We start from the raw sequence: 21369 nt of genomic DNA, 5'->3' as shown, positions 1-21369 counted from the left end.
GCGGGAGCCTATACAGTGAACCTAGGCACACTGTTGAAGCAAGAGATTCGTCGCATCACGCGAATCGAGCTGAACCGGTCGATTCAACCTCTGAGGACTGCGATCGGCTACCAACGTCGTCAGATTGCCAACACGAGGGACCTCATTAGATCGCTCCGGCACCAGGTTACAGTCAGCAGTAAGACGCCCGTCGATGCGAACAAACAGCGCCGTTTTTCTCCATCGCGGCTAGCGATTCTTCGTTCAAAGAAGGGCCTCACGATGGCGCAAATGGCGGACCTGGTCGAAACCAGTGTTCCTACTCTGCTCAAATGGCTTGCGGGCACGGCCAGGCCGAGTGACGACCAGTTGCATCGGCTCGCATGGATTAGGTCACAGGGGAAGAGGGAGCTGGCAAGACACTTGGCCAAGAACACTCGCCAGTAGCTGGGTGACAAGGGCGAATGTCAAGAGCTGCGCCAAGGTGGCGCGTAAGCGTCCGGCCAGCCCACCTTCCACTTCGGCGGCGACGGTGCTTAGGAACTAGCCGGCTGCCAGGTGTGTGGCAGCAATTCGCCGATGCGGCTGTTCAGCTGCGTCGGCAGTCGGGTGAGTACGTCGCGCAGGTAGGCGTGTGGGTCGTGGCCGTTGGCTTTGGCGGTTTGGATCAGGCTCATGACGTTTGCGGCGCGCTGGCCGGCAAGCAGCGAGCCCGCGAACAACCAGTTCTTCCTTCCGACTGCCACGGGCCGGATCGCATTCTCGACCGGGTTGTTATCGATGGGGAAGCGTCCATCGTCGAGGTAGGCCGTGAACGCCGAGGTTCTTCGCAGCAGATAGTCAGCCGCTTTCGCGGTAGCGGATCCGCCGTTGATACTCGGGCGCAAAGCCGCGAGCCAGGCGATCAAGGCCTCAACCTTTGGCCGCGCGTACTGCTCGCGATGCACGTGGCGTTGCTCGGCGGTCATTGCCTCGGCCTCGCGCTCGACCGCATAGATCGAGGCGATACGCGTCAGAGCTTCTGCGGCCAGCGTGCTCTGGTTGGCCTCGTGCAGCTCAAAGAACTTGCGGCGCGCATGTGCCCAACAGCCGAGTTCGCGCATCGGCGTGGACTGGAACAGGGATTTGTAGCCCGCGTAGTCATCGACCACGAGCGCCCCGCCGTAGTCGGCAAGGAATCGTCGCGCGTTGGCACCGCTTCGGTTTTCGGCGAAGTCGTAGACAATGATCGGCGGTTCGGCGATCTCTCCGCGTCGATACGCGAACAGATATGCGTTCTGGGTCTTGCCCTTGCCCGGAGCCAGCACCTGGACCGGGGTTTCATCAGCGTGCAGCACGCTCGCCCGGTGCAGCTCGCTGCGCAACGCATCGACCAGCGGCTGCAGCGCGAAGCCGGTGGCACCGACCCATTCGGCCAAGGTCGAGACTGGCAGGGTGACGCCGCTGCGCGCGAGCATCTCGCGTTGGCGGGTCAGCGGCAGGTGGTCGGCATACTTGCTGATCAATACATGCGCGAGCAGGCCGGGTGCGGCGATGCCGCGTTCGATGATCGCCGGCAGCGTCGGCGGCGTGTGGATCGTTTCGCAGCCGCGGCAGGCGAGTTTCGGGCGGATGATCTTGCGCACGAAGAACTCGACCGGCTTCACGTCGAGCTTCTCACTGATCTCTTCGCCGATGCAGTGCAGTTCACCGCCACAGACACCGCAGCTGCACGACGTCGGCTCGATGCGTTCTTCGACACGCGGCAGTTCCGGCGGCAAGGGCTGGCGCTTCGGTTGCGCCCGTTCGCGCGGTGGCGACAGTTGTTCCAACTCGGTCTCGACCATCGCGAGATCGGCACCGATTGCGGCGTCGAACATGGACTGCTGCGCAGGATCAAACTTCTCGGAACGCGCCGCAAACTGCAGTCGCTGCGGCACGGCAATGGTGTGCGTCAGCTGCTCGATCTTCGCCGACTTGAAGCGGATCTCGGCGTCGCGCTTGGCGATCACCTGTTCCCGGCTGGCAATCACCGCATCAAGACTGGCGATTGCCGCATCGCGACTGGCGATCACCGCATCACGCTGCGCGAGCTCGGCGCGCAGTTTTTCAACTTCGGTGAGGTGATCAAGCGCCGCCTTATTCATCAGCACAATTTACCTCGCGCACGCGTGCGCGCGATGGCCAGATGACGTCAGACCAGGGGCTTTTCAGCGGCATCACACCAGTCGCGGCACATCCTCAATGCGCGCCGACAAACGCTGCCAGTCGACCCCTGCGATCAACCACTCGAATTGCTCGGTACTCACCGTAAACAGCTCTGCGCCGGCTCGTGGCCACACGAACTGACCGCGATGCAATCGGCGGGTGCACAGCCACACGCCCTGCGCGTCCGCGCACAGCACTTTCAGGCGAGTCCCGGAACGGTTGCGAAACGCGTAGGCCGCGCCATCAAAGCCGTCGCGTCCAAATTGCGTCTGCACCAGGACCAACAACCGATCCATGCCACAGCGCAGGTCGATCGGCTTCACTGCCAGCCACCAGCCAGTAGGGCGCAGCATCAGCGCAGGCCCCGCAGCACGCGGCACAGCCAATCCGCATCGACGTCCACAGGCAAGCGCATCTGCACATCGCCCAGCCTGATCTCAATCTCCTTCGCGGCCGACGTCGAGTCCACCACCACCGGAACCAGCGCCGGCTCCGTAGCCCGACGCAGCCGAGACCGCCAGTAGTCCAGCGTCGACAGCTGTACCTTTTCCTGAACGCACCAAGCGCGCCGACTCAGCCCGCTCCGCTCAAACGCCCGAATCCGCTTCGCCCACAGCTTCTCTTTCGACATCGCCAGCTCCCCGCAGAAATGCGCAAGCGTGCGCGGTCGAGTCAGATGATGGAAGGTGGCTTGGCCGGACGCTTACGGTGGCGCGGTGCCCATGGCGCAATTCAAGCGCTGATCTATTCTGCTAGATCGGAAAAGTGTCGATAGTGCCGCAGCGATAGACTTCGCGAGTTGCGCGATTTGTCATTCTGAAGTAAGGAGAACGCATCATCGATGAAGAACGGTACGTGAATTCCTATGTCAGATCAGAGCTCGGTATGAATGGTGTTGTTTGGATTTCGGCAAGCCTTGCAAACTGCAGTGTCGACACGCGAGATGCATCCATAGCGCGTGAAGTGAGTGAACTTGTACCTGAGGTTGCCATATACCGTCGCCAACCGGCGCCCGGTGTCGTCTTCGCTAGTGTATTCAACTGGATGGCAATTGTAGGATTGAGCGCCGATCTACTCGCCCTCGGCCAGGCTCTTTGGAAAATCAAAGAAAAGGTCGACGCATCGGCCAGGGCCAATCCTAACTCCGACCCATTCATGATCGTCCAGATCTGTTCTGGCCCTAATCAATTCAGGCAGATTGTAATCCGACCGAGCGATACGAGCGAAAACCAGTGCCTTGACGCCCTTCGAGAGGCAGTACATGAACTGACCGGGGTCCACGTTCCTCAGTTTGTCGACAAAGACGCCCTTATCCGTCGAATCGAGAGTCATGGCGGCTGGGTGCGCGTGCGTCACTACGGCGATTCGAGCTGATCCTGCGATGTGTGCTCGCGTGGAGTTCACCCTATAGCGAGCCGCGACATTGATAAAGCTCTCCAGAGCCTCTTAGCGACGTGTCCGAGATACCGGAGCACAGTCACTCTCAAACCGACAACTGGCGAGCCTCCTGTCGGTTCGCGAAATCCGCGAAATCCGATGCCGCCAAACGATAGTCGAGGAAATCAGACCGCGACCATGCCAGCTGCTACCAGTCACGGTTTCGCCAATAAGGTCCAAAACGGCCCGTCCGTGATTAACCCATGTAAGCACCTTCTCGGAGCGCCTGGCTCGCACGGTCTAGCCGCTGCTTCGGCTTGCACATCATGGATCGCCAAGAAGACGTCTGGTCGTTTGCTGGTTTGCTGTCCCTATGCAAGAATTGGGTACCGAATAGGTGGCTCGAGTTGACGGCTATGAAGCGGATTCCTTTGTCTATCGCAGGCTTGTTGTTCGCTTGCTATTTGGGGTACCTGCTCTTGGGCAAGCGAGCAACTGACCATGAGCTCGACACTTACCTCGGTTATGTCAATGAGGCTGCACTGTCGTTTGAGGCCGATAGACTCGGGTGGATCTTTGTTGCTTTCGAAGCCCAAGTCCTCAAGGTCAAGACGAACAAGAATGTCGGCTCGGATGCCATAGACGCGAAGTTGGCCTGTTCGCAGCCAGCCGTCCAAGGAGCGAAAGTGTTGAAGATCGAGATTTCGCAGGCGATGACTGGTGAGGTGCGTTCGTTGATATCGTGTGCGTTTCCTTCCGTTTGATTCAGCATGGCAACCTCGCGCAGCGAGACTTGTTGCCTGCCTCGAAGCGGTCAGAGGTATAGGTACCATTCTCTCTCTGCTTAAGCTGGTTAACCGTACCCGGGCGATCGATCGACGGCCACGCGGTCCCGTCCGTAGGTCCGACTAGTTCTGCGGCTCCATGCCATTTGCGGTTTTTGCCCGCAGCTTCGCCATGGCATTGCTTCCGGCCTTCGCCTTTTTCGCGTAGTGCCTCACCATGCGCTCGGATTCCCACCCACCTGCGTAGGCCGCGTCGGACATCGAGAATCCAGCTTCGATCAGGTCGATCGCCGACCCAACGCGCGCCGAGTGACCTGTAATCCTCCGATTGATATCTGCGCGGAGTGCCCGGCGACGCATGATGCGTGCAATCTGGTCAGGCGTGATGTGCGGCGCCGGCGGCTCGATCTCTCCTCCGCCGGCGCCTTGGTTCGTCGGTTCTCGCTTGGGACGACCACCAATTGGCAGAAAAACGTAGCCACCCTCAATGCCGGACTTCGCACACCATTCGGAGATCGCGTTGTGCGTTTCATTGCTCACGAATCGGTAAGCACCAACGCCGTCTTGGTCAGTTTTCGAACGGCCGACGAAGAGCGTCCAGCCGCTTCCATCGCCCTTGCGCTCGAAGTCTTCGAGTTGCACCGCGGCGAGCTCCGACTCTCGGCAGAGCGTGTCGGAGGCCAGTCGCAAGAGCGCAGCGTCGCGCAAGTCGCGGCGCTCGTCCTCTTTCGATCGCCGCCGTGCGCCCGTGCCCTCGGGGGTCCCCTCAATGACGCCGAGGACGGCGTGCACGTCCGCCGACGACAATGGCTCGGTCTGGCGCGGCGCGAGCTTTTTCCCCTTGCGTAGCCGTGCCTTCAGTACTTTCCAGTCCTGCGCCCAGTCCTCGTGCTGCGTCGGATCGGGCGCCTTGGCACCGGTATGAACTGCGCGCACCGAATACACGTACCGCGTGATCGTGCTGAAGCGCCGCCCGAGCGTCACCTGGTCGTTGAGGAATCGCATCAGGTCCGGCCCAGACACCGGCACGGCGCGCACGCCCGTGCGATCACACCACGCGAAAAAGGTCTGCCAGTCGCTGCGAACGGCTTTGACCGTCGCGGAAGCATTCCCGGCGGCGAACTTGGTCTCCCAGCGCCGGATTCGCTTGCGCAGTTCATCCGTGCTGACGTCAAAGCGCGTTGCCTGCCGCACCTCGATGGGCGCGTCAGACCAATCCACGCCGATCAGGCTGTCTGCCACCAGCAGGTCGACGTCGGGCATCATGGTTCCTCCGGCGGTGGCGTCGCGTTCGTTTCGAGCGGTACCCAGTGGAATCCGCAGCGTTCGAGTTCGGCGCGAATGAGCGCATGACCAGCCGGCGTGTCGAGCGGTTGCGGTTCGTCGACGAGCTCCCACCAATCCGCGGCCATCGGCGGTGCGTAGGCGAGGTACACGGTCGAGGGGTTGTGCTGTCGTGACGGCCAGGCCAGCACCGGCATGTCGCCGACGCCGACGCGGATCAGGTCCTCGCGCAGCCGTGCCGCTTCGGTGTGCGTCTTGTGGTGGTCGGGCTCGGCGATCAAGCTGGCCACCGCAACGCTCTCGGGACTATCAGCGGCGAACAGCATGCGCAGCCCCGGCTGGCCCAGCTCCAGCACTGGCGCACCGTCACGCCGCAGGCGCAACCGCACGGCCCGCATGCCGGCAAGCGTCGCGATGTCGACGCGTACGTTCCGCGCGTCATCGGGTTCGACGTAGCGCAGCACCACCTCCCATAGTGCGCCGGCGAAGTCGCTGGCCAGGTAGAACATGCCGAACGGGCTCTTTTTGCCGCCTTCGGGATCGACCAGGGCGAGGCGCGCCTTGGAGAACGGGTTGGCGCTCAACGGCGGGTAGTCGGCGTGGTAGACATGCCAGTAGATCGGTCCTACGGCGAGCGGCCGCATCGCCGGCGGCTTGGACACCCAGGGCTTACCAGCCGGCATGCGTTTCCTCACCGTATTCGCGCTGCGCGGCCGCCAGAACGCGATCCGGGTCGGTGGCCAGCACATCGGCCGGCCGGCGCTTGTCGAGCAGTGCGTGCGGGCTGTAGAGCCATTCGGCCTGGCTCCACCCCGTACCGTTGCCGGGCGGCAGGATCTTCAGCAGCGCCTCGATGACTGGGAGGAGGGCGCCTCGGTCGAACTGGCACGTCGGATGGCGGTAACCGCGCTCGGCCGGCACCCACACGCCGAGCAGGCGCTTCGCCTTGCGCAGCACCGCTGCGGCTTGTGCCGGGTTTTCGAGCTTCTTTTCCTGCTCAGGTGAGCCGGAAGCCAGGTCCCGCGCCGTGCCACGGCCGAGCAGCTCGGCGACGCCGGCGGAGTTCAGCCAGGCCTTTGCCAGCTCGGTGCGTCGCGCCGCGCTGCCGTCGATCTCCTGCGGAAGGGCGGCGGCCGCAGTCTCCGCTCCGGAGCGCTCCGCGGGGATCTGATCCACGATGACGCGCAGCTCGTCGGCCGCGGCCGCGACCTCGAGCAGGACCTCGTCCTCTTCGGAGCCGCGCACCCAGCTGCCGAGCAACTCGACCAGCGTCGTCTTCGGCGGCGGCTCGACACGCTCCCATCGCCCCTTGCCCTGCACTCGAATGTAGCCTTGCACCTTGACGTTCACGACCGGGGCCTTGGCCACGTCGCGCGCGATCACAAAGCGCAACGCCCGCGGGAGCCGCATCATCAGCTCCATGACCTGGATCACGGGCAGCGCTTGTTTTCCCTTGGCAGGGGCGTACTGTAGGGCGCGGCGGAACACGCGCACCTCGTGGGCGCCGAGTTTCGGCAGGCTTTCGACCTGGTCCGCGTCGACCACGCCGCTGTCGGTCAGCCGTACGGCGTTGTCCACGCCGACGGCGACGAATTCGAGCTGCTGCGGCTGCGCCATCGCGCTTGCTCCTGTTGATCGCGGCGAACGGCCGCGGATTTCCCAATCCTAGAATATTCTCGTTATCCTGTCAAGTTGGCGGATAACCGTCAATTATTTGGTATTGTCTGGCGCCTTGTGTAACGCAGTACGTAACATCGAACGCAGTAACACTTGCGCGCGCGAGGGCAACCGCTTTACGATCAGCTAACCTTGAGAGGAGCTCACCGATGGCCAGCACTCACGACCACGACGCCGAGATCGAGGCGCTCCTCGAAGACCGCCTGCAGGAAGTGCGCGAGGAATGGCGCCAACAGCACGGCCTCGTGCCCATGAGCCCGGTCACCGAAACTGACGTTTCCGAGATTCTGCTTCTGCTCGCCAAGCATGGTGTGCCGCCCACCGTACGCGCCGTGCGCGACGTGGTCGGCGCCGGCAGTCTCAGCGCCTTGACCCCGATGGTTCGCGCAGCGTGGATCCGCAAGGAGCTGCCGCAGCGCCTAGCCACGTTGGAGCGCGGCCAAGCCGTTCCGGACCGGCTCCTGCAGTTCTGGGATCTGCTGCTCACCGACGCCACCGCCAAAGCGAAGGAACTTCTCTACCGCCAGACGCGGGAGCTCGACGAGCGCCGCGCCGGCCTGGACGGGCGAGAGGAAGCCCTGATGCACAAGGAGCGGGTGATCGACGAGCGAGTAGCCGGGTTGGTTGCCCAGCTCGGCACGGCCGAAGCCTCGGCCTCTGAGCTTCGCGCCGCGCTCTCTCAACGCACCCAGGAACGTGACGCGCTCCAAGCACAACTGCTGTCCGCCCGCGATGTTCATGTCGTTGAGGTCGGTCAGCTACGGGAAAGACTGGATGTCGCCGAAGCTAACGCGGCCGCCGTCCGCGAGCGCCTAGCCATCCGAGAAGGAGAACTCGGCGCTCTCCGGGTTCAGCTAGCCTCCGAGACGCGCCGCGCCGACGACGCCAAGGTGCTGGCCAACGAAGCAAGAACTGAGGCCACTGCAGCAACACAGCGCGCGGATCGCCTCGTCCTCGAGCGCGCGCAACTCGACGTCGAACTTGCCGGCACTCGATCCGAGCTCGCCATTGCAGGTCAGGCGGTCAAGCGCGCGGAGCAACTCGACCAAGAACTCAAGCTCCTTCGCACCGAGCACTCCGAGCTTCGCACCTCCTATGACTGCCGCGGACGCGACCTCATTACGCACCAGGCGACGATCGCGCAGCTCAGTGCAAATGCTCGTGTCGCTGAGCGGATCGAGGTTGAACTGAAGGGCGCGCGGGAAGAGCTCAGGAGCGTCATCCAGGATCGTGACTCGTTGCTACGCAATCCTCCCGTCCTACTTGCGCGCATCGAGGCAATGGAGGCCGTGCTCCGGCAGATACTCCTCGCAACGTCCAACAACAGCGACCAGAGGAGCGGCTGACCTCTCCTTGCTGGGGCCGCAATCGAATCAATACAGTACAACCAGAAATGGACAAATATCGCGTCCTAACCGCTTCGATCACCCGAAGGCGTTGGAAAAGTACTGAAATACAGGCAGTCTCACCCTGACCGCGCAGCAACACAACCGATTCGGGACTTGCCCGGTCGGCAACCCGCTAATTTTGTCGCCAGCATGCAAAGCATGTTCAAACGAGGGCTTGGCCAACTCTCTGTAGCTTTACGAACCCGCCGAATGCGCACTTGCGACACGATTCACGGGTGAGTTGCTGGGTCGCGCCACGATAAGCGGAAACGACACGATTTACGGGTAAGTTGCTGGCTCGCGCCACGATAAGCGGAAACGACACGATAGTCGGGAGGAATGCCATTGCATAGGGTGTGACAACGCGGACTGAGGGCAAACCATCAAACAGGTACCGCACCTTAATGGTGTCTGGATTGCGATGTGTGACGGATGGGTTTCCCCACATATATTGGACGCACCTGACTGTGATCTTGTTCTTGTCCCCATCCCCGAGGGTATCCCAACCCACGACGCGCTTGTCGGCTACTGGGCGGGCATGTTGATCGCCGGCACTCGTGCGTCGACCGCCAGGCAGGCCCTGCAACAGGCCAGCGAGCTGATCTCGAAATACAGACTCAGCGCAGAGTCAACGCAGTCGCTTCGAATGAGTCACGGATGACGAAGACCCCGCCGGCGCGAAAGCTATCAGGCTGCAGCGCACGAGCCGACCCCGCAAGACCCGAACGGATCGGGTCGCCGTGGGGTCCGGGCGAGACTCCGAGACTTTGACTCTTCTGGCGCAGTCACTTTTCTGCCCAACTCCCGAAGATCGCCACTGAAAGACAGCCTATGCAGACGAAGCATTCGAGCCAAGCGGTCCGAAATCCTCCGAATGGCTCTGCGGTCCGACAGGCTGTTCAGGTTCTGGTCGTGTTTCGTCCCAGCAGCGGCCGCCCACGCTTGCGTGCTTGAACGAGGGGTTAGGACGCGCTGCGAGGCCAAACTCTAATCCCACGTGCGCGGGTGACCCGGCCCCCTGAGCCGTCTTCTGCATCTACCCACTTACTTTGCATGTACTCAGCCTCGGATTCGGTGCGCTGAGTCCATTGCCATTTGGTCAGTGAGCCTGTTTTTTCACGTCCGCCCCAAGCCGCCTCGAAGTCGTCGCCGTTCGTTACGACCAAGAAGTCCGTCTTCTCCCTGTGTAGGTGCTTTGCCCCTCGAAGGAACAACAGGGTCTCTGCTGAGCCAATGGCAATAAAGTCCCAGTCCGAATGCTCAGTTGACGTTCCGTTCGCGCGCGAACCAATGAGCCAGACCGACCTGAGATCCGGACTTGCGGCAGCTAGTTCCTCGATGAAAGGTAGGATCTGACTGAAACCGTGTAGGGGATCTGTTTGACCCAGTGAGCACGTAGACAGGCCAATCCCCAAACTGCCTCCTTCCGTCATTGAGGGCAATGCAGTCATCCGGGCGCACTACCTGTACTGAGGCCGGCGGGCTGCATCTAGCCGCAGCCGCTGCCAAGTTCTGATTGCATCTGGATCCATGCCCAAGCAATGCAACGCTCTGCATCGCCCAGCCAAGCTGACGCATCCGGGTACAACGCGAGCGCAACATGCGGAATAACTGCCAACCAGGGGGCCTCAGCGGGCTCTCCGGCTCGCGTGCTGCGCGGGTTACCGGGCTCTTCGATCATATGTAACATCGCCCACATATCCACCCCGGCGTCCCGCGAAATAGCCAGCGCAATCGTCACCAGCGCAGGTCCTCCAGGCGGCCGGATTGCCCAACACGCCGTTTGATCGGCCGGGCCTGGCCCTTCCAGTCGACTCAGTTGCATCAAGCCCGACGGAGTCGGCAAATCCACGACACCATGTTTCTCGCATTCCCGGATCATCGGCACCAGCTCGCGCAGAAACGATTCCGAAACCTCCGAGCGCGGAGACCAGCGGGCGTGGCCAGTCGTAAGCGTAATGTGATTCAGGCGAGTTAGCATGGATCCACGGTCAGTACGGTGCGATTAATCATAGCGAGAACTTTTCAACGATCACACGTCATCCAGCGAAAACAGGCGACCAAGGCCGAGACGCAAGCCAGGGACAATTGCACGCTCGCGCTATTCAGAGCGCCCACATTGACTCGGCCAGTGGGTCAGAAGAAGTGCCGTTGACATGTAGCCTAGGAATCGGGCACGCTCCGAACGTTTCGTCGCTTTTGGGGGCACCGTGATTCCCGATTCAGACCTGAAGGAAATCCTACCCCCATCGCCGATCACCGCGCCCTTGGCCACCCAGGTCCACAGCGGAATCCCGATTCCCAAGGCCAAGCGCGTCACAATTTTCAGCCCCGATGAGTGGGAAGCATTCATCGAAGAGTGGGCCAGTTCGCTCCAGCAGCACTACCTCAAGGTGCGGCGCTTTGGCGGCGCGGGCGATTTAGGAGTAGACATTGCAGGATTCTGCACCACGCTCGGGTTCTCGGGCGCCTGGGACAACTTCCAATGCAAGCGGTATGACCACCCGTTGCGCCCCAGCGACATCTGGATCGAGATCGGCAAGATCATCTACTACTCGTTTGTTGGTGAGTACAAGCCCCCTCGGTTCCACTACTTCATCTGCCCAAAGGGCGTAGGCACAACATTAGAGAAACTACTTAACAGGCCAGATGCGCTGAAGACGAAGGCTGCCGAGAACTGGGATGACCATTGCTTGCTTGGACTCACCAACACGCGCCAAGTCACTCTCGACGGAGACCTCAAGACATACTTCGACGCGTTCAACTTCTCGATCTTTTCTTCCCGGTCAACAGTCGAAATCATCGAGCAACACAGCGCAACCCCATTTCACGCGGTACGATTCGGTGGCGGCCTACCGCCCCGATTCGCTCCAGAACTACCGCCCGACAGTCCTCGCTCGAACGAAAGTCGATACCTCCGCCAAATCCTTGACGCGTACGGCGACCACTTGGGAGTCACTCTGTCCGACGTCGCTGCACTTGACCCGCACGTCACTCTTAAACGCGACTACCTGCGACAACGCGAGAGATTCTATCACGCCGAGTCCCTGAAAAATTTTGCACGCGATAACGTCCCTGAAGGGACCTTTGATGCCCTGCAGGAGGAAATCTATCAGGGCGTTGTCGATATATGCGAGACAGCTCACACGGATGGACTAGCCCGCATGAAGGCGACGATGACTCAGGCCGCCGCAATACATGCGGCTTCTAACCCCCTTTTCCCTGCGCTCAAGACTCAAGATCGACAAGGCATCTGCCATCACCTCGCCAACGAAGATCGATTGCTATGGGTGCCTGGAGATGCCTAGTCCCCAAGTCAAGAACCCATTCAACAGTCCCCTTGAAACAGGAGTTCGCGCTCTCACCATCCTAGTTGAGGCGCACCCGGCTGAGTACGACCTGCAGCGGCTAGTCGAACTGGATTACCTCGTAGTTCACTCTGGCGATGCCGGAGGCCCGGCAAGTCTACACGCTCCCCTGCCGTTACGCGCTGGCGAGCTCCTTGTCAGGCGCGGCCTGATTGAAAAGGGACTCGCTCTAATGATGAGTCGAGGCCTAATTCGACGCAACTTAACCGGCGAAGGTTTTCGCTACTACGCTGACGATAGCGCTGGACCCTTCATTTCCGCTCTTACTACACGCTATGCCCGCCAGCTACGAGCACGCGCAAACTGGGCGGTCAACCGATTCGATGGGGTCCCGACCGACGATATTCGCCGTATCACACACCGGCTCTTTGAGAGGTGGTCAAGCGAGTTCCAGACTACCAAGCTGCCGGGAGGCACAGCATGATTCATGGTCATCTCCAGCTTCGCCGGGTCGTCTTCAGAGGCGTTAACCGTGAATCGCACCTGCAGCTCGGATCCGGCGTAAACGTCATCTGCGGTGCTTCTGATACTGGAAAGTCTTTCCTTGCCGAGACGATTGACTTCATGCTCGGTGGCTCCAAGCTTCGCCAAATCAACGAGCTTGCCTCTTACGGAGAGATTGAGCTACATCTGAGCGCCGGATACGACGAACTCTGGCGGATTCGGCGTTCAACTTCAGGCGGCAATTTTTCGCTCGCATCCCTCGCGTCCACAGATCAGAATGAATCAATCCTCAATCAGAAGCACACGCGCGATGAAACTGACAACCTCTCGGGGTTCTTGCTCGAGAAAATTGGTCTCCTAGGTAAGACCGTTCTGACGAGCAGTTCGAATGCGACAACCCGAAGCCTCAGCTTTCGAGATCTAGCGCGGCTTGCCATCGTGCAAGAAGACGAGATTCACAAGCGCATCTCACCGTTCTGGACAGGGCAGTTCACAACCAAGACAGTCAACCTCGCTACGGTCAAGCTATTGCTCACTGGAATCGACGATGCTTCTGTGGTGTCTGCTCTTCCTGACCTGCCGGTGAATGGGAACTCGATCACTATCATCGACGAACTGTTGGCTGATTTGGCGAGAGAACTTGAGAGTTCCGGGGCCGATCGCACTGAGCTACTTGACCAAATCGAGCGCCTGGATACTTTGATCGCGGAGCGACGCCATAGTCTCGATCTAGCGCAGCGGCAGCTCGACAACGCATTGGCGCAACGGCGCCTCGCATACGAAGACCGCAACGAGAAGCAGGACCGCCTTCGAGAGATACACGAGTTGCTCGCGCGTTTTGACCTGCTTCGACAGCACTACGCAGTCGACATTGACCGCCTTCGTGCAATTCGGGAGAGCGGTTCGCTGTTTGTCCACGTGGATGTAATCCCTTGTCCACTTTGCGGCGCTAAGCCAGACGCTCAGCATCTTGACAGTGAGTGTGACGGCAACGTCGACTCAATAGTTTCTGCTGCTGCTTCGGAGATCCAAAAGATTGAGAAGCTCATGCGCGAGCTTGAGGACACTGTCTCGGACCTCCGCGCAGAGGCCGAAGGACTGGGAGTCGCGATTGCCCAGAAAGACACCGATTGCCAGCAATGGGACGCCGAGATTCAAAAGACAATGACGATAGACGTTCGGAGTCAGCAGTCGTCATTTGCCGAGCTAGTCGAGGCGCGAGCCAGCATCCAGAAGCGCGCCGATCTGTTCGAACGGCATGAGAAGCTCCAAGAGCGAAAAGCTTCATTGCAGGATGTAGCTGAATCCGCCTCACGTGGCGAGCGCGTGAGGTCATGGATCCCAGACACTGTCGCACACGCCCTGTCGATGAAGCTATCCTCAGTACTCAAATCATGGAATTTCCCCGGCGCGTGTCATGTTCACTTTGACAAGACCACAATTGACTTTGTCATTGATGGCAAGCATCGCGTTAATCGAGGCAAGGGTCTTCGCGCGATCACGCATGCCGCAGTCAACATTGCACTGTTGGAATTCTGTCAGGAGAGGGGGCTGCCTCATCCTGGATTCGTCCTTCTTGACTCCCCCTTGCTCGCATACTTCAAGCCGGAGGGCGACGATGACTACCAACTCCAGGGAACTGATCTGAAGGAACGGTTCTACGAGTATCTTGCTCAGCACCACGGGAGAGATAGCCAAATCGTCATCATCGAGAACCAACACCCGGCGCCGGCCTTGGAGCACCTCCTTGCAATGACGGTGTTCACGGGCAACCCCGCCAACGGTCGCTACGGCCTCTTGTAGAGCAACCTGCGCACATTCCACAGCCCGGAAGGCGCCCAAGTACGATACTGGCGCTCTACTGGCAGGTTGCCTGCAGAGCCTTCTGGCCCGATTTGGCCTTCGTTTACGCGTGCAACGCAGAGTAGAGGTTGACGACACAGCTACTTTGCGAACTTTGTGTGTTGGATAAAACTATCTAACTGAACAGAATCCATACCCTCGCTCCGAGGATCCGGTCAACGCGAGGGATACTGGTCCAAGGAAGCGCCGACGCGTGCCGAGGTCGCATACACCTCCGGTTCTGCCCAGCCAGAAATAGCGCCAGCCGCTGCATCGTTGCTGCAGCCACCGATCTTCGGCTCTGTGCTGTTCGCAAAAGCCTCCAGCAGAATCGCCATCGCCGATAGATGAGGTGATGACCACGCTTTCCAGTGACCATCTGTGAGCTCGTTTCCTTCTGGATTTGCCGTTAATCATGCCGATACACAAATGATACGGCACATATACCCTGCCAGCGCCCACACTGCCCCACAAACCCTGAGCGCCTCGATCGCATCTGCGCTCATCACCACCAACAAGTGCATCCTCTCATCCGGCCTTTGTCTATGGCTCGCCAAAGTCTCATCCTGACGCCAACGAATGATCTGAATTTGCGACCGAGCCAACCTGCTGTCATGCATGATTCTCCTACCTCAACACCGGCACCGATGATCACCGTACCCCTTCCATACCCCGGGAAAGTTACTGCCATACCGTACGACACCTTACTGGTCCTCTCGATCAGCCGACGATTCGTTGAAGAAGCTGATCTAACTGACGTGCTTGGCTTTCTTAAACAACTGACGGCTTCAAGGGAAGCAGTGTTCGCCTGCCGCGATCGGCTCATACTGGCATTTGAGGGCTACGACCACGATCCGCGCGAGATTTATGCCATCCCGGAGGTCACAGCGTATTTCCGACGCCTCAATGCAGAATGGCCGCACTGGGCATGGTTCTGCGTCAAGGGGATACAACAGGCGCGCACGATCATCGCTCTGCTGGCAGATACCAAAGTAGTGGCATCTATCGCCGGCCGCACGGCCGCATCGATAGAACCAGCGCAGCATGCTGCCGTCGCTGCGAGCCTAAATGCTGCCGTGGATTGCCTTGCTCAGGTATTCGGAATTCCGCCGGATGCCGCCCAGGCTGCGAAGGACCGCTGGCTCATCGACTACTCCTGACCGACGGCCCACGGCTACGAAGCACGTTGTCCTCACCAATTTGCACTGGGATACTCCCTGCATGAGTACCGTTCGCTACACACCCGACCAGCAGAAGGTCATCACCCACACTGGTAGACATGCTGTCGTATCTGCAGTTGCCGGATCTGGCAAGACGCAGACGCTCGTCGCCCGGTTGAACTATCTAACCCGCTCCGTCTCTCTGGATCGCCTCGCGGTTGTGATGTTCAATCGAGAAGCCGCCGCTTCTTTCCGGAAGCGGTATCAAGCAGCGGCCCAAGGTAGCATTCCAGAAATACGCACCTTCAATTCGATGGGCCACAAGATCACCAACCGGCTGGTCCAGCTCGGACACCTACCGGCCGCGACGATCTCCGACAAGGACTTTCAACGCGCCAAATTCGCAAAGCAGGCCCTCTTTTCGGCCTTCCAGGGTCAGTTTGGCGGCGATAGCGAACCAGATCGGGACCTGATTGACGATTTCGTCGCGTTTATCGCTCACGTCAAGGCAGACACACTGGGTTCAGAAGAGACATTCAGGCGCGGGCGTTACCAGGCCGCAGCCATCGTCTTTCCAGAAGCGTTTGAACGATATGAAGCCATCCGTCGTGACCATAAGCTGAGATTCTTCGAAGACCAGCTGTACGATCCGGTGCAGTGCTTTCTTCGCCACCCTGAGACAAAGCAGCTGGTCACCAATCGTATCGACCATTTGATTGTGGACGAAGCTCAGGACATGAATGGGATTCAGATCGAGCTCATGAAGGTTCTGGCCGGGACGCGTGCTGCTGTGATGATCGTCGGTGATGAAGACCAGGCGATCTATGAGTGGCGAGGTGCCAAGCCGGACTACATCACCCGCGGCTTCGAGCAAGACTTCCCAGGCGCCACGCGCTACACGCTTCCGCATACTTTTCGATTCGGCCATTGCCTCTCACTCGCAGCCAGCCAACTCGTCAGCCACAATCAGAACCGTGTGCCCAAAGTCAGCCTCTCGGCGCCGGGAACCCCTCGTACGATCATTCGGACGATTGCGCTACCACCGAAATCCCCGCTGTTTGGGACCCACATCCGCACGCTCATTGATGAAGGACTCAGCCCAGCTGCTATTGCTGTTCTCGTTCGCACCTATTCGATTGCGTTTTCGCTCGAACTGGAGCTCCATCAACTCGGAATCCCCTATTTCGTGTATGGCCGACCACCCCTTCTGAAAATACCGGAAGTCACGGCCCTTGTTGCAGTCCTCCAGCTCTCTGTGGGCAGTTGGAAACGCTTGCCGGAAGCAGATTCGCTCTTCATGTTCCAAAGCCTACTGCTGGTCCCAAGCTTGTACCTAACCAAAGAGAAGATTGAGCGCGTTTCAAGCCAGGCGATCAGGAACCCGAACGAGATTTCGTCGATTCTTCGAGCCCTCATCGTGCCCGGAATGCCGCAGCGAACCGCGGACCAAATTGCAGACCGAGCCGACCTGCTTGAGATCATTGCTACAACCATTGACCCCGATGAAGCGCCGGTCAAGGTGATCGATCTTTACCTCTCCGGTACCAAGTTCGAAGAATCTCTCAGAGCCCAGGCATCCACCCCAGAGCAAGCGGAGGAACGGCTGCAGAACGTCCAAGCGGTTCGGCAAGCTGCCGCCAATTTCGCCGGCAATGTATCTGAGTTTCTTGAGATGCTTGATCCCCTGTTCGACTCCCGGGCAGCCAAGCCGCCCGACGAGGATCATGTTTGGATCGGTTCCATTCATCGCTCCAAGGGAGAACAGTGGCCAGTCGTGTTTGTTCCCGGGCTGGTCGATGGCTATTTCCCTCGTTCCTCCATCATGCAAGAGGACATCGAAGCAGAGCGCCGCTTATGCTATGTGGCCATCACTCGGGCAGTTGAACAGTTGTATCTCGTGCATCCGAACGATCCCACTTTTAGTGAGTCGGTACAGACCATCGACCCAGCCATCGAACAAAGCGGGCCGGTCTCCCCATTCTTGTGGGAGATGCAGCTCGCAATCTCGCAACACACGGCAACAGCGCTTGAGACGGGTCGATTCACCTCTTATGCACTGATGGATCCCACGATTCCGAACGCGTACCTTCGGGTCTTTGCCCCTAGTCAGGCATGGGCCTACACTCAATACGAACAGAGTACGGAACGCGCCAACTCATCACGAGTCCCGAGCAAACGCGACAGCGCTTTCTCTGTCGGATCTCGGGTCATGCACTCCAAATTTGGCCCCGGTCGCATCGTCGAAATGTTCGGTGATGATGTCGCGAAGATTGCTTTTGACATCGGCCCGAGTCGAACCATTTCGCTCAAACTTGGCTTAGTCACGCCGCTCAAGTGATCATGCTCACAGCAAGACCAAGAACATTGGCCACTCCCAACACAAGTGCCGCCTGCGCCGCCCAGAGTCTGTTCGAATCGGCACTGCCAATTCTGCCAGTCTGAAGGATTGCTACTGTCAGACCGAATCCCAAGAAAGAGCTCAGGAAAAACAGTGCTGCTGGACCTAGCATGCTTGATGACCAAAATCCGCGCAGTCCATACCTGGCGCCAAGCAAAACCAGCGTCGAGCAAGCAAGCAGAACAAGACTAGGCGCGAATAACTCCTTCACACCAACCTTAGTGGGTCTATCGAGCAGTAGGCGTCCTGCCGGCGGTCGGTATGGATCTTCCGAGAGTCGATCCGATTGCAAGCGACACCCTCCCAAGGTTTACGATCGCTGAATCGTACCAACCTTCGCATCGCGATCAAGCACCGGGGTGCTCTGCCTCCGCAGCATGTTGATGGCTTGTGGATAAACAGCATCATTGGCGCCGGAAATCCACGCAGGCACCGCAATCCAAGCCATCGATCAATTATTGCTCACGTTCGGACGGGCTCTCTGTTCTGCGCTCTTCCTCTTCGCGCTCCAGGACTGAATTCAGAACACCAAGCATGCCGACGTCGGATGAATAGGCCTCGGGAGGAAGGGGCGTGTCCAGGGGCAACCTTCGGAAGTCCAAGGCCCTCCTGAGAACCCTGGCACGCAGCGCTACCTGCTCCCGACCAAACCAATCCGCGAACGACTGCCCCGCCCTACTCTGCTCGCACCGGTACTCTGGCGCCAGCTCCTGGTAATAGCCCGGTCGGATCGTTCGTCCCAGGGCGATCAGCAGATGAGCGCAGCGCTGCGCCAAGGCAGCCCGCTCCTCCGCAGTCCGCGTCCGCGGTCTCAGCAGCTCCCCGGCAAGATGTTCGGCCGAATCGCTCAGCTCTACAAGGCTCAAATGCAGGTAGGGGTTGGAGGGGCGGTTCATTCGGACTCCTGGTACGCTCATAGTTGCTCACCAGTGTCTCAAACCCTGATCCGATATGCCGCCCAGGAAGAAGTCGCCGTCATCCCCATTGGAGAGCATGCGCTCCCTTCCCGCAGCGGTGGAGGCGGAGCAGGCTGTTCTGGGAGGCCTGTTGCTTCAACCCGATGCATGGGACCGGGTCGCTGACCAATTGGTCGAGACCGACTTTTACCGTCACGATCACCAGCTCATCTTCCGCGCCATTGCCGAACTGCAAGGTCGGAAGATGGCTCCGGACGCGGTGACGCTTGGAGAGTGGTTCGAAACCCAGGGAATCGCGGATCTAGTGGGTGGTTCCGGATACATCCTTTCGCTTGCGAACAACACGCCAAGCGCCGCGAACATTGAGGCGTACGTAACCCTCGTTCGCGATAAGGCGATCTTGCGACAATTGATTGACGCATCAACTGAGACCGCCAATTCCGCCTGGCAACCAGCTGGGCAGTCTGTTCAGACCATCCTCGAAGAAGCGGAACAGAGGGTCTTTCGAATCGCTGAGAGCGGAGCGCGCGGTCGAAAACCTTACGTTACGACCAAGGACGCAGCCCGAGAGGCCTTCCGAGAAATCGACTTCCGGTACCATAACCAAAACAGTGTATTTGGGGTGCCTTCAGGGCTCATAGACCTTGATCGCCTGACGACGGGTTTCCAAGCTGAGGATTTCGTCGTCATTGCCGCCCGCCCATCCATGGGGAAGACCGCACTCGCCCTCAACATCGCTGAGTACTGCGCAACCCGCACGAAGAAGGCAGTTGCCTTCTTCACCTTGGAAATGTCGGCTAGTCAGCTTGCGATGCGCCTTATCTCGTCAATCGGGCGCGTAAACGCTCAACATCTCAAGTCAGGCGAACTGCTCGATGAAGATTGGCCGAGAGTCACCGCTGCCATTACGGTGATGTCTTCGATCAATATCCTCTTCCATGATGCAAAGGCCCTTTCTCCCTTGGAGATTCGTGCGAAGGCGCGGCGAGCCGCAAGAGAACACGACCTGGGCCTGCTTGTCGTTGACTATCTTCAGCTCATGAGCGTGCCAGGCAACCAGGAGAATCGGGCAACCGAAATATCGGAGATCTCGCGAAGCCTGAAGGCACTGGCCGGCGAACTCAAAGTACCTGTGATCGCGCTGTCTCAGCTCAATCGGTCACTGGAACAGCGAGCCGACAAGCGCCCCATCATGGCGGACCTTCGTGAATCAGGCGCAATTGAGCAAGACGCTGACTTGATCCTTTTCATCTATCGCGACGAGTACTACAACACGGATTCTCCCGACAAAGGCATCGCAGAGATCATCGTCGGCAAGCAACGAAACGGCCCAACCGGAACAGTCAAGACGACTTTTCTGCCCCACTACACTAGATTCGAAAACTATGGGCCAAATTCGAGCAACTTCTGACCATCTTCGATCTGTTCAGGCGCTGCTCAACAAGAGCGCCAACCAAACGTATCCCGACAGGCACCTTTCCTGAGCTATTGAGTTTTCCGAGCATCCCCTCCTCCGGCAAGCCCCAACACCAGCCCTGTTAGCCTTCGGCGCCACGTCTCAGGCTCCCAATCATCGATGACGAACCCATGGCCCTGGCCTCGCACAGCCGCCCGCAGAAGCACCTCCTCTCGCCAACGGCCATACCCCGGTTTCGGCACCACGTCCACTGCGATCGACTCTTCTCCTACCTGCAGCCAGAAATCTGGCGTTCCCGACCCCACGATGAGGGGCACTTGAAGTTCCAAGTCAAGGCTATGCCGCTCCCGCCAATACACCAGCTGCCGGCAAAGCACGCGTGCCGTGTCACGATGCAGCTCTGATTCGATCGGCAGCAAAATACCTCCCGAAAGAACCGGCCATGCCAAAGCTGGCTGCACGATCTGGCGATCGCGCTCCAGAGTTCCAATCACCCAGAACGGCCCCTCGATTGGCGCCCGCATCGAAACGTCGGCCACCGGAAAGCGGAAGGCTGTTCCATCCCGTTGGGTCCGCACCAGCGATTCACCAATCTCGTTGACCACGCCCATGAAGACCGGCCGCTCTGATCCTGTGCGTAGCGCAGCCCGTAGCCCGTTGACATGCGTCACCCAGTGCTCTCGCAAGGGCTCGCCGCCGATTGTGACATCACCCGCCAGATCGATCTGACCATAGTGCATGCCAGTGTCGGCCGCGACAACACTCTGACCCAGCATCCGAAGTCCAGAGCCCTTAATCCGGTCAAATCCGGCACGTGCCAGCAATACTCGTATGGCAGCCAGGAGTTGGCCACCACTGATCTCGCCCGCACCGAAAGCAGGGAGACTCCGAGTGTCCCCGGCGATGTCCACGGCTGGCCGCAACCGAAAAAACGGGCAGTCCTCAGTATGTGGCACTCTACCGTGCCGCACCAACGTCAGCGCGCCGCTGGCCAGCTGGCGAGGACTCATCAGGCTGCCGGTTGGCACGCAATCACAGTCCAGCCATGCCTCAGAGTCCCTCAAGAAGCGGAGCAGCTCTTGGGACTTAGCTGCTGCCTCTGGACTTGGAGTCCCATCCACACAAAACGATGCGATCAGAGCGGCC

19 protein-coding genes are annotated in these 21369 nt (G+C 59.5%); 10 read left to right on the top strand and 9 right to left on the bottom strand.

Translation table 11 applies throughout. The annotated features are described in order from the left end of the window. The first annotated feature begins 15 nt into the window (after positions 1–15). Positions 16–426, top strand: a complete 411-nt coding sequence (locus C7S18_RS25475; RefSeq protein ID WP_106894259.1) for a helix-turn-helix domain-containing protein — start codon at positions 16–18, stop codon at positions 424–426. A gap of 89 nt (positions 427–515) precedes the next feature. Here C7S18_RS25475 and tnpC read toward each other — a convergent pair whose 3' ends face one another. The 3 genes from tnpC to tnpA all read right to left on the bottom strand — a co-directional run bounded on the left by tnpC (position 516) and on the right by tnpA (position 2797). Then, positions 516–2105, bottom strand: a complete 1590-nt coding sequence (gene tnpC, locus C7S18_RS23900) for an IS66 family transposase (RefSeq protein WP_106894258.1) — start codon at positions 2103–2105, stop codon at positions 516–518. 72 nt (positions 2106–2177) lie between these two features. Beyond that, a complete protein-coding gene (tnpB, locus tag C7S18_RS23895; protein WP_106894257.1) occupies positions 2178–2519 on the bottom strand; it encodes an IS66 family insertion sequence element accessory protein TnpB in 342 nt (113 codons plus the stop codon). Further along, positions 2519–2797 (bottom strand): IS66 family insertion sequence element accessory protein TnpA, encoded by a 279-nt coding sequence (gene tnpA / locus C7S18_RS23890; RefSeq protein ID WP_106894256.1) that lies wholly within the window; start codon positions 2795–2797, stop codon positions 2519–2521. The genes tnpB and tnpA overlap by 1 nt, the downstream gene beginning before the upstream one ends. Positions 2798–3051: 254 nt before the next feature. Here tnpA and C7S18_RS24345 point away from each other — a divergent pair, with 254 nt between their 5' ends. Both C7S18_RS24345 and C7S18_RS23880 read left to right on the top strand, forming a co-directional pair. Continuing rightward, on the top strand, positions 3052–3540 hold the full coding sequence (locus C7S18_RS24345; RefSeq protein WP_146152118.1) for a hypothetical protein: 489 nt from the start codon (positions 3052–3054) through the stop codon (positions 3538–3540). Between the two features lie 419 nt (positions 3541–3959). Then, complete coding sequence (locus C7S18_RS23880) at positions 3960–4307, top strand: hypothetical protein (RefSeq protein WP_146152117.1); 348 nt, start codon at positions 3960–3962, stop codon at positions 4305–4307. Between the two features lie 144 nt (positions 4308–4451). On the opposite strand, the gene C7S18_RS23875 is transcribed toward C7S18_RS23880, so the two are convergent. From C7S18_RS23875 to C7S18_RS24340, 3 genes are read right to left on the bottom strand one after another with little or no spacing between them, the layout of a single operon-like run. Continuing rightward, positions 4452–5594, bottom strand: coding sequence for a tyrosine-type recombinase/integrase (locus tag C7S18_RS23875; protein WP_106894253.1), 1143 nt, complete (start codon positions 5592–5594; stop codon positions 4452–4454). After that, a complete protein-coding gene (locus C7S18_RS23870) occupies positions 5591–6295 on the bottom strand; it encodes an RES domain-containing protein (RefSeq protein ID WP_170113494.1) in 705 nt (234 codons plus the stop codon). Before C7S18_RS23870 ends, C7S18_RS23875 begins: the two co-directional genes overlap by 4 nt. Further along, positions 6282–7229, bottom strand: a complete 948-nt coding sequence (locus tag C7S18_RS24340; RefSeq protein WP_146152116.1) for a hypothetical protein — start codon at positions 7227–7229, stop codon at positions 6282–6284. Before C7S18_RS24340 ends, C7S18_RS23870 begins: the two co-directional genes overlap by 14 nt. Positions 7230–7438: 209 nt before the next feature. Here C7S18_RS24340 and C7S18_RS23860 point away from each other — a divergent pair, with 209 nt between their 5' ends. Next, entirely contained in the window at positions 7439–8635 is a 1197-nt protein-coding gene (locus C7S18_RS23860) for a DNA-binding protein (RefSeq protein WP_106894250.1), read from the top strand. A gap of 1004 nt (positions 8636–9639) precedes the next feature. Here the strand turns inward: C7S18_RS23860 and C7S18_RS25470 are convergent. Next, on the bottom strand, positions 9640–10110 hold the full coding sequence (locus tag C7S18_RS25470; RefSeq protein WP_425481121.1) for a nucleotidyltransferase domain-containing protein: 471 nt from the start codon (positions 10108–10110) through the stop codon (positions 9640–9642). 777 nt (positions 10111–10887) lie between these two features. On the opposite strand from C7S18_RS25470, the gene C7S18_RS23840 reads away from it, so the two are divergent. The 5 genes from C7S18_RS23840 to C7S18_RS23815 all read left to right on the top strand — a co-directional run bounded on the left by C7S18_RS23840 (position 10888) and on the right by C7S18_RS23815 (position 17829). Beyond that, a complete protein-coding gene (locus tag C7S18_RS23840; protein ID WP_106894246.1) occupies positions 10888–11985 on the top strand; it encodes an ABC-three component system protein in 1098 nt (365 codons plus the stop codon). Continuing rightward, the gene (locus tag C7S18_RS25215; RefSeq protein WP_338022149.1) at positions 11876–12469 is read left to right on the top strand and encodes an ABC-three component system middle component 2; all 594 of its coding nucleotides are present in this window, start codon (positions 11876–11878) and stop codon (positions 12467–12469) included. The genes C7S18_RS23840 and C7S18_RS25215 overlap by 110 nt, the downstream gene beginning before the upstream one ends. Next, positions 12466–14292, top strand: a complete 1827-nt coding sequence (locus tag C7S18_RS23830; RefSeq protein ID WP_106894244.1) for a coiled-coil domain-containing protein — start codon at positions 12466–12468, stop codon at positions 14290–14292. The genes C7S18_RS25215 and C7S18_RS23830 overlap by 4 nt, the downstream gene beginning before the upstream one ends. A 584-nt stretch (positions 14293–14876) precedes the next feature. Continuing rightward, positions 14877–15491 carry a hypothetical protein gene (locus C7S18_RS23820; RefSeq protein ID WP_146152115.1) on the top strand — a complete coding sequence of 205 codons (615 nt, stop codon included), beginning with the start codon at positions 14877–14879 and terminating at the stop codon, positions 15489–15491. Between the two features lie 61 nt (positions 15492–15552). Continuing rightward, positions 15553–17829, top strand: a complete 2277-nt coding sequence (locus tag C7S18_RS23815; protein ID WP_106894241.1) for an ATP-dependent helicase — start codon at positions 15553–15555, stop codon at positions 17827–17829. 515 nt (positions 17830–18344) lie between these two features. Here the strand turns inward: C7S18_RS23815 and C7S18_RS23810 are convergent. Then, entirely contained in the window at positions 18345–18785 is a 441-nt protein-coding gene (locus C7S18_RS23810; RefSeq protein WP_106894240.1) for a hypothetical protein, read from the bottom strand. A gap of 55 nt (positions 18786–18840) precedes the next feature. Here C7S18_RS23810 and dnaB point away from each other — a divergent pair, with 55 nt between their 5' ends. After that, positions 18841–20217: a replicative DNA helicase gene (gene dnaB / locus C7S18_RS23805; RefSeq protein WP_106894239.1), complete on the top strand. Its 1377-nt coding sequence runs from the start codon at positions 18841–18843 to the stop codon at positions 20215–20217. A 74-nt stretch (positions 20218–20291) separates the two neighbouring features. On the opposite strand, the gene C7S18_RS23800 is transcribed toward dnaB, so the two are convergent. Beyond that, positions 20292–20963: a hypothetical protein gene (locus tag C7S18_RS23800; RefSeq protein ID WP_170113493.1), complete on the bottom strand. Its 672-nt coding sequence runs from the start codon at positions 20961–20963 to the stop codon at positions 20292–20294. Between the last annotated feature and the right edge of the window lie 406 nt (positions 20964–21369).

The organism is Ahniella affigens (assembly GCF_003015185.1).
GTDB classification, from domain to species: Bacteria; Pseudomonadota; Gammaproteobacteria; order Xanthomonadales; family Ahniellaceae; genus Ahniella; species Ahniella affigens.
This window is presented reverse-complemented; position numbering and strand designations above follow the sequence as displayed.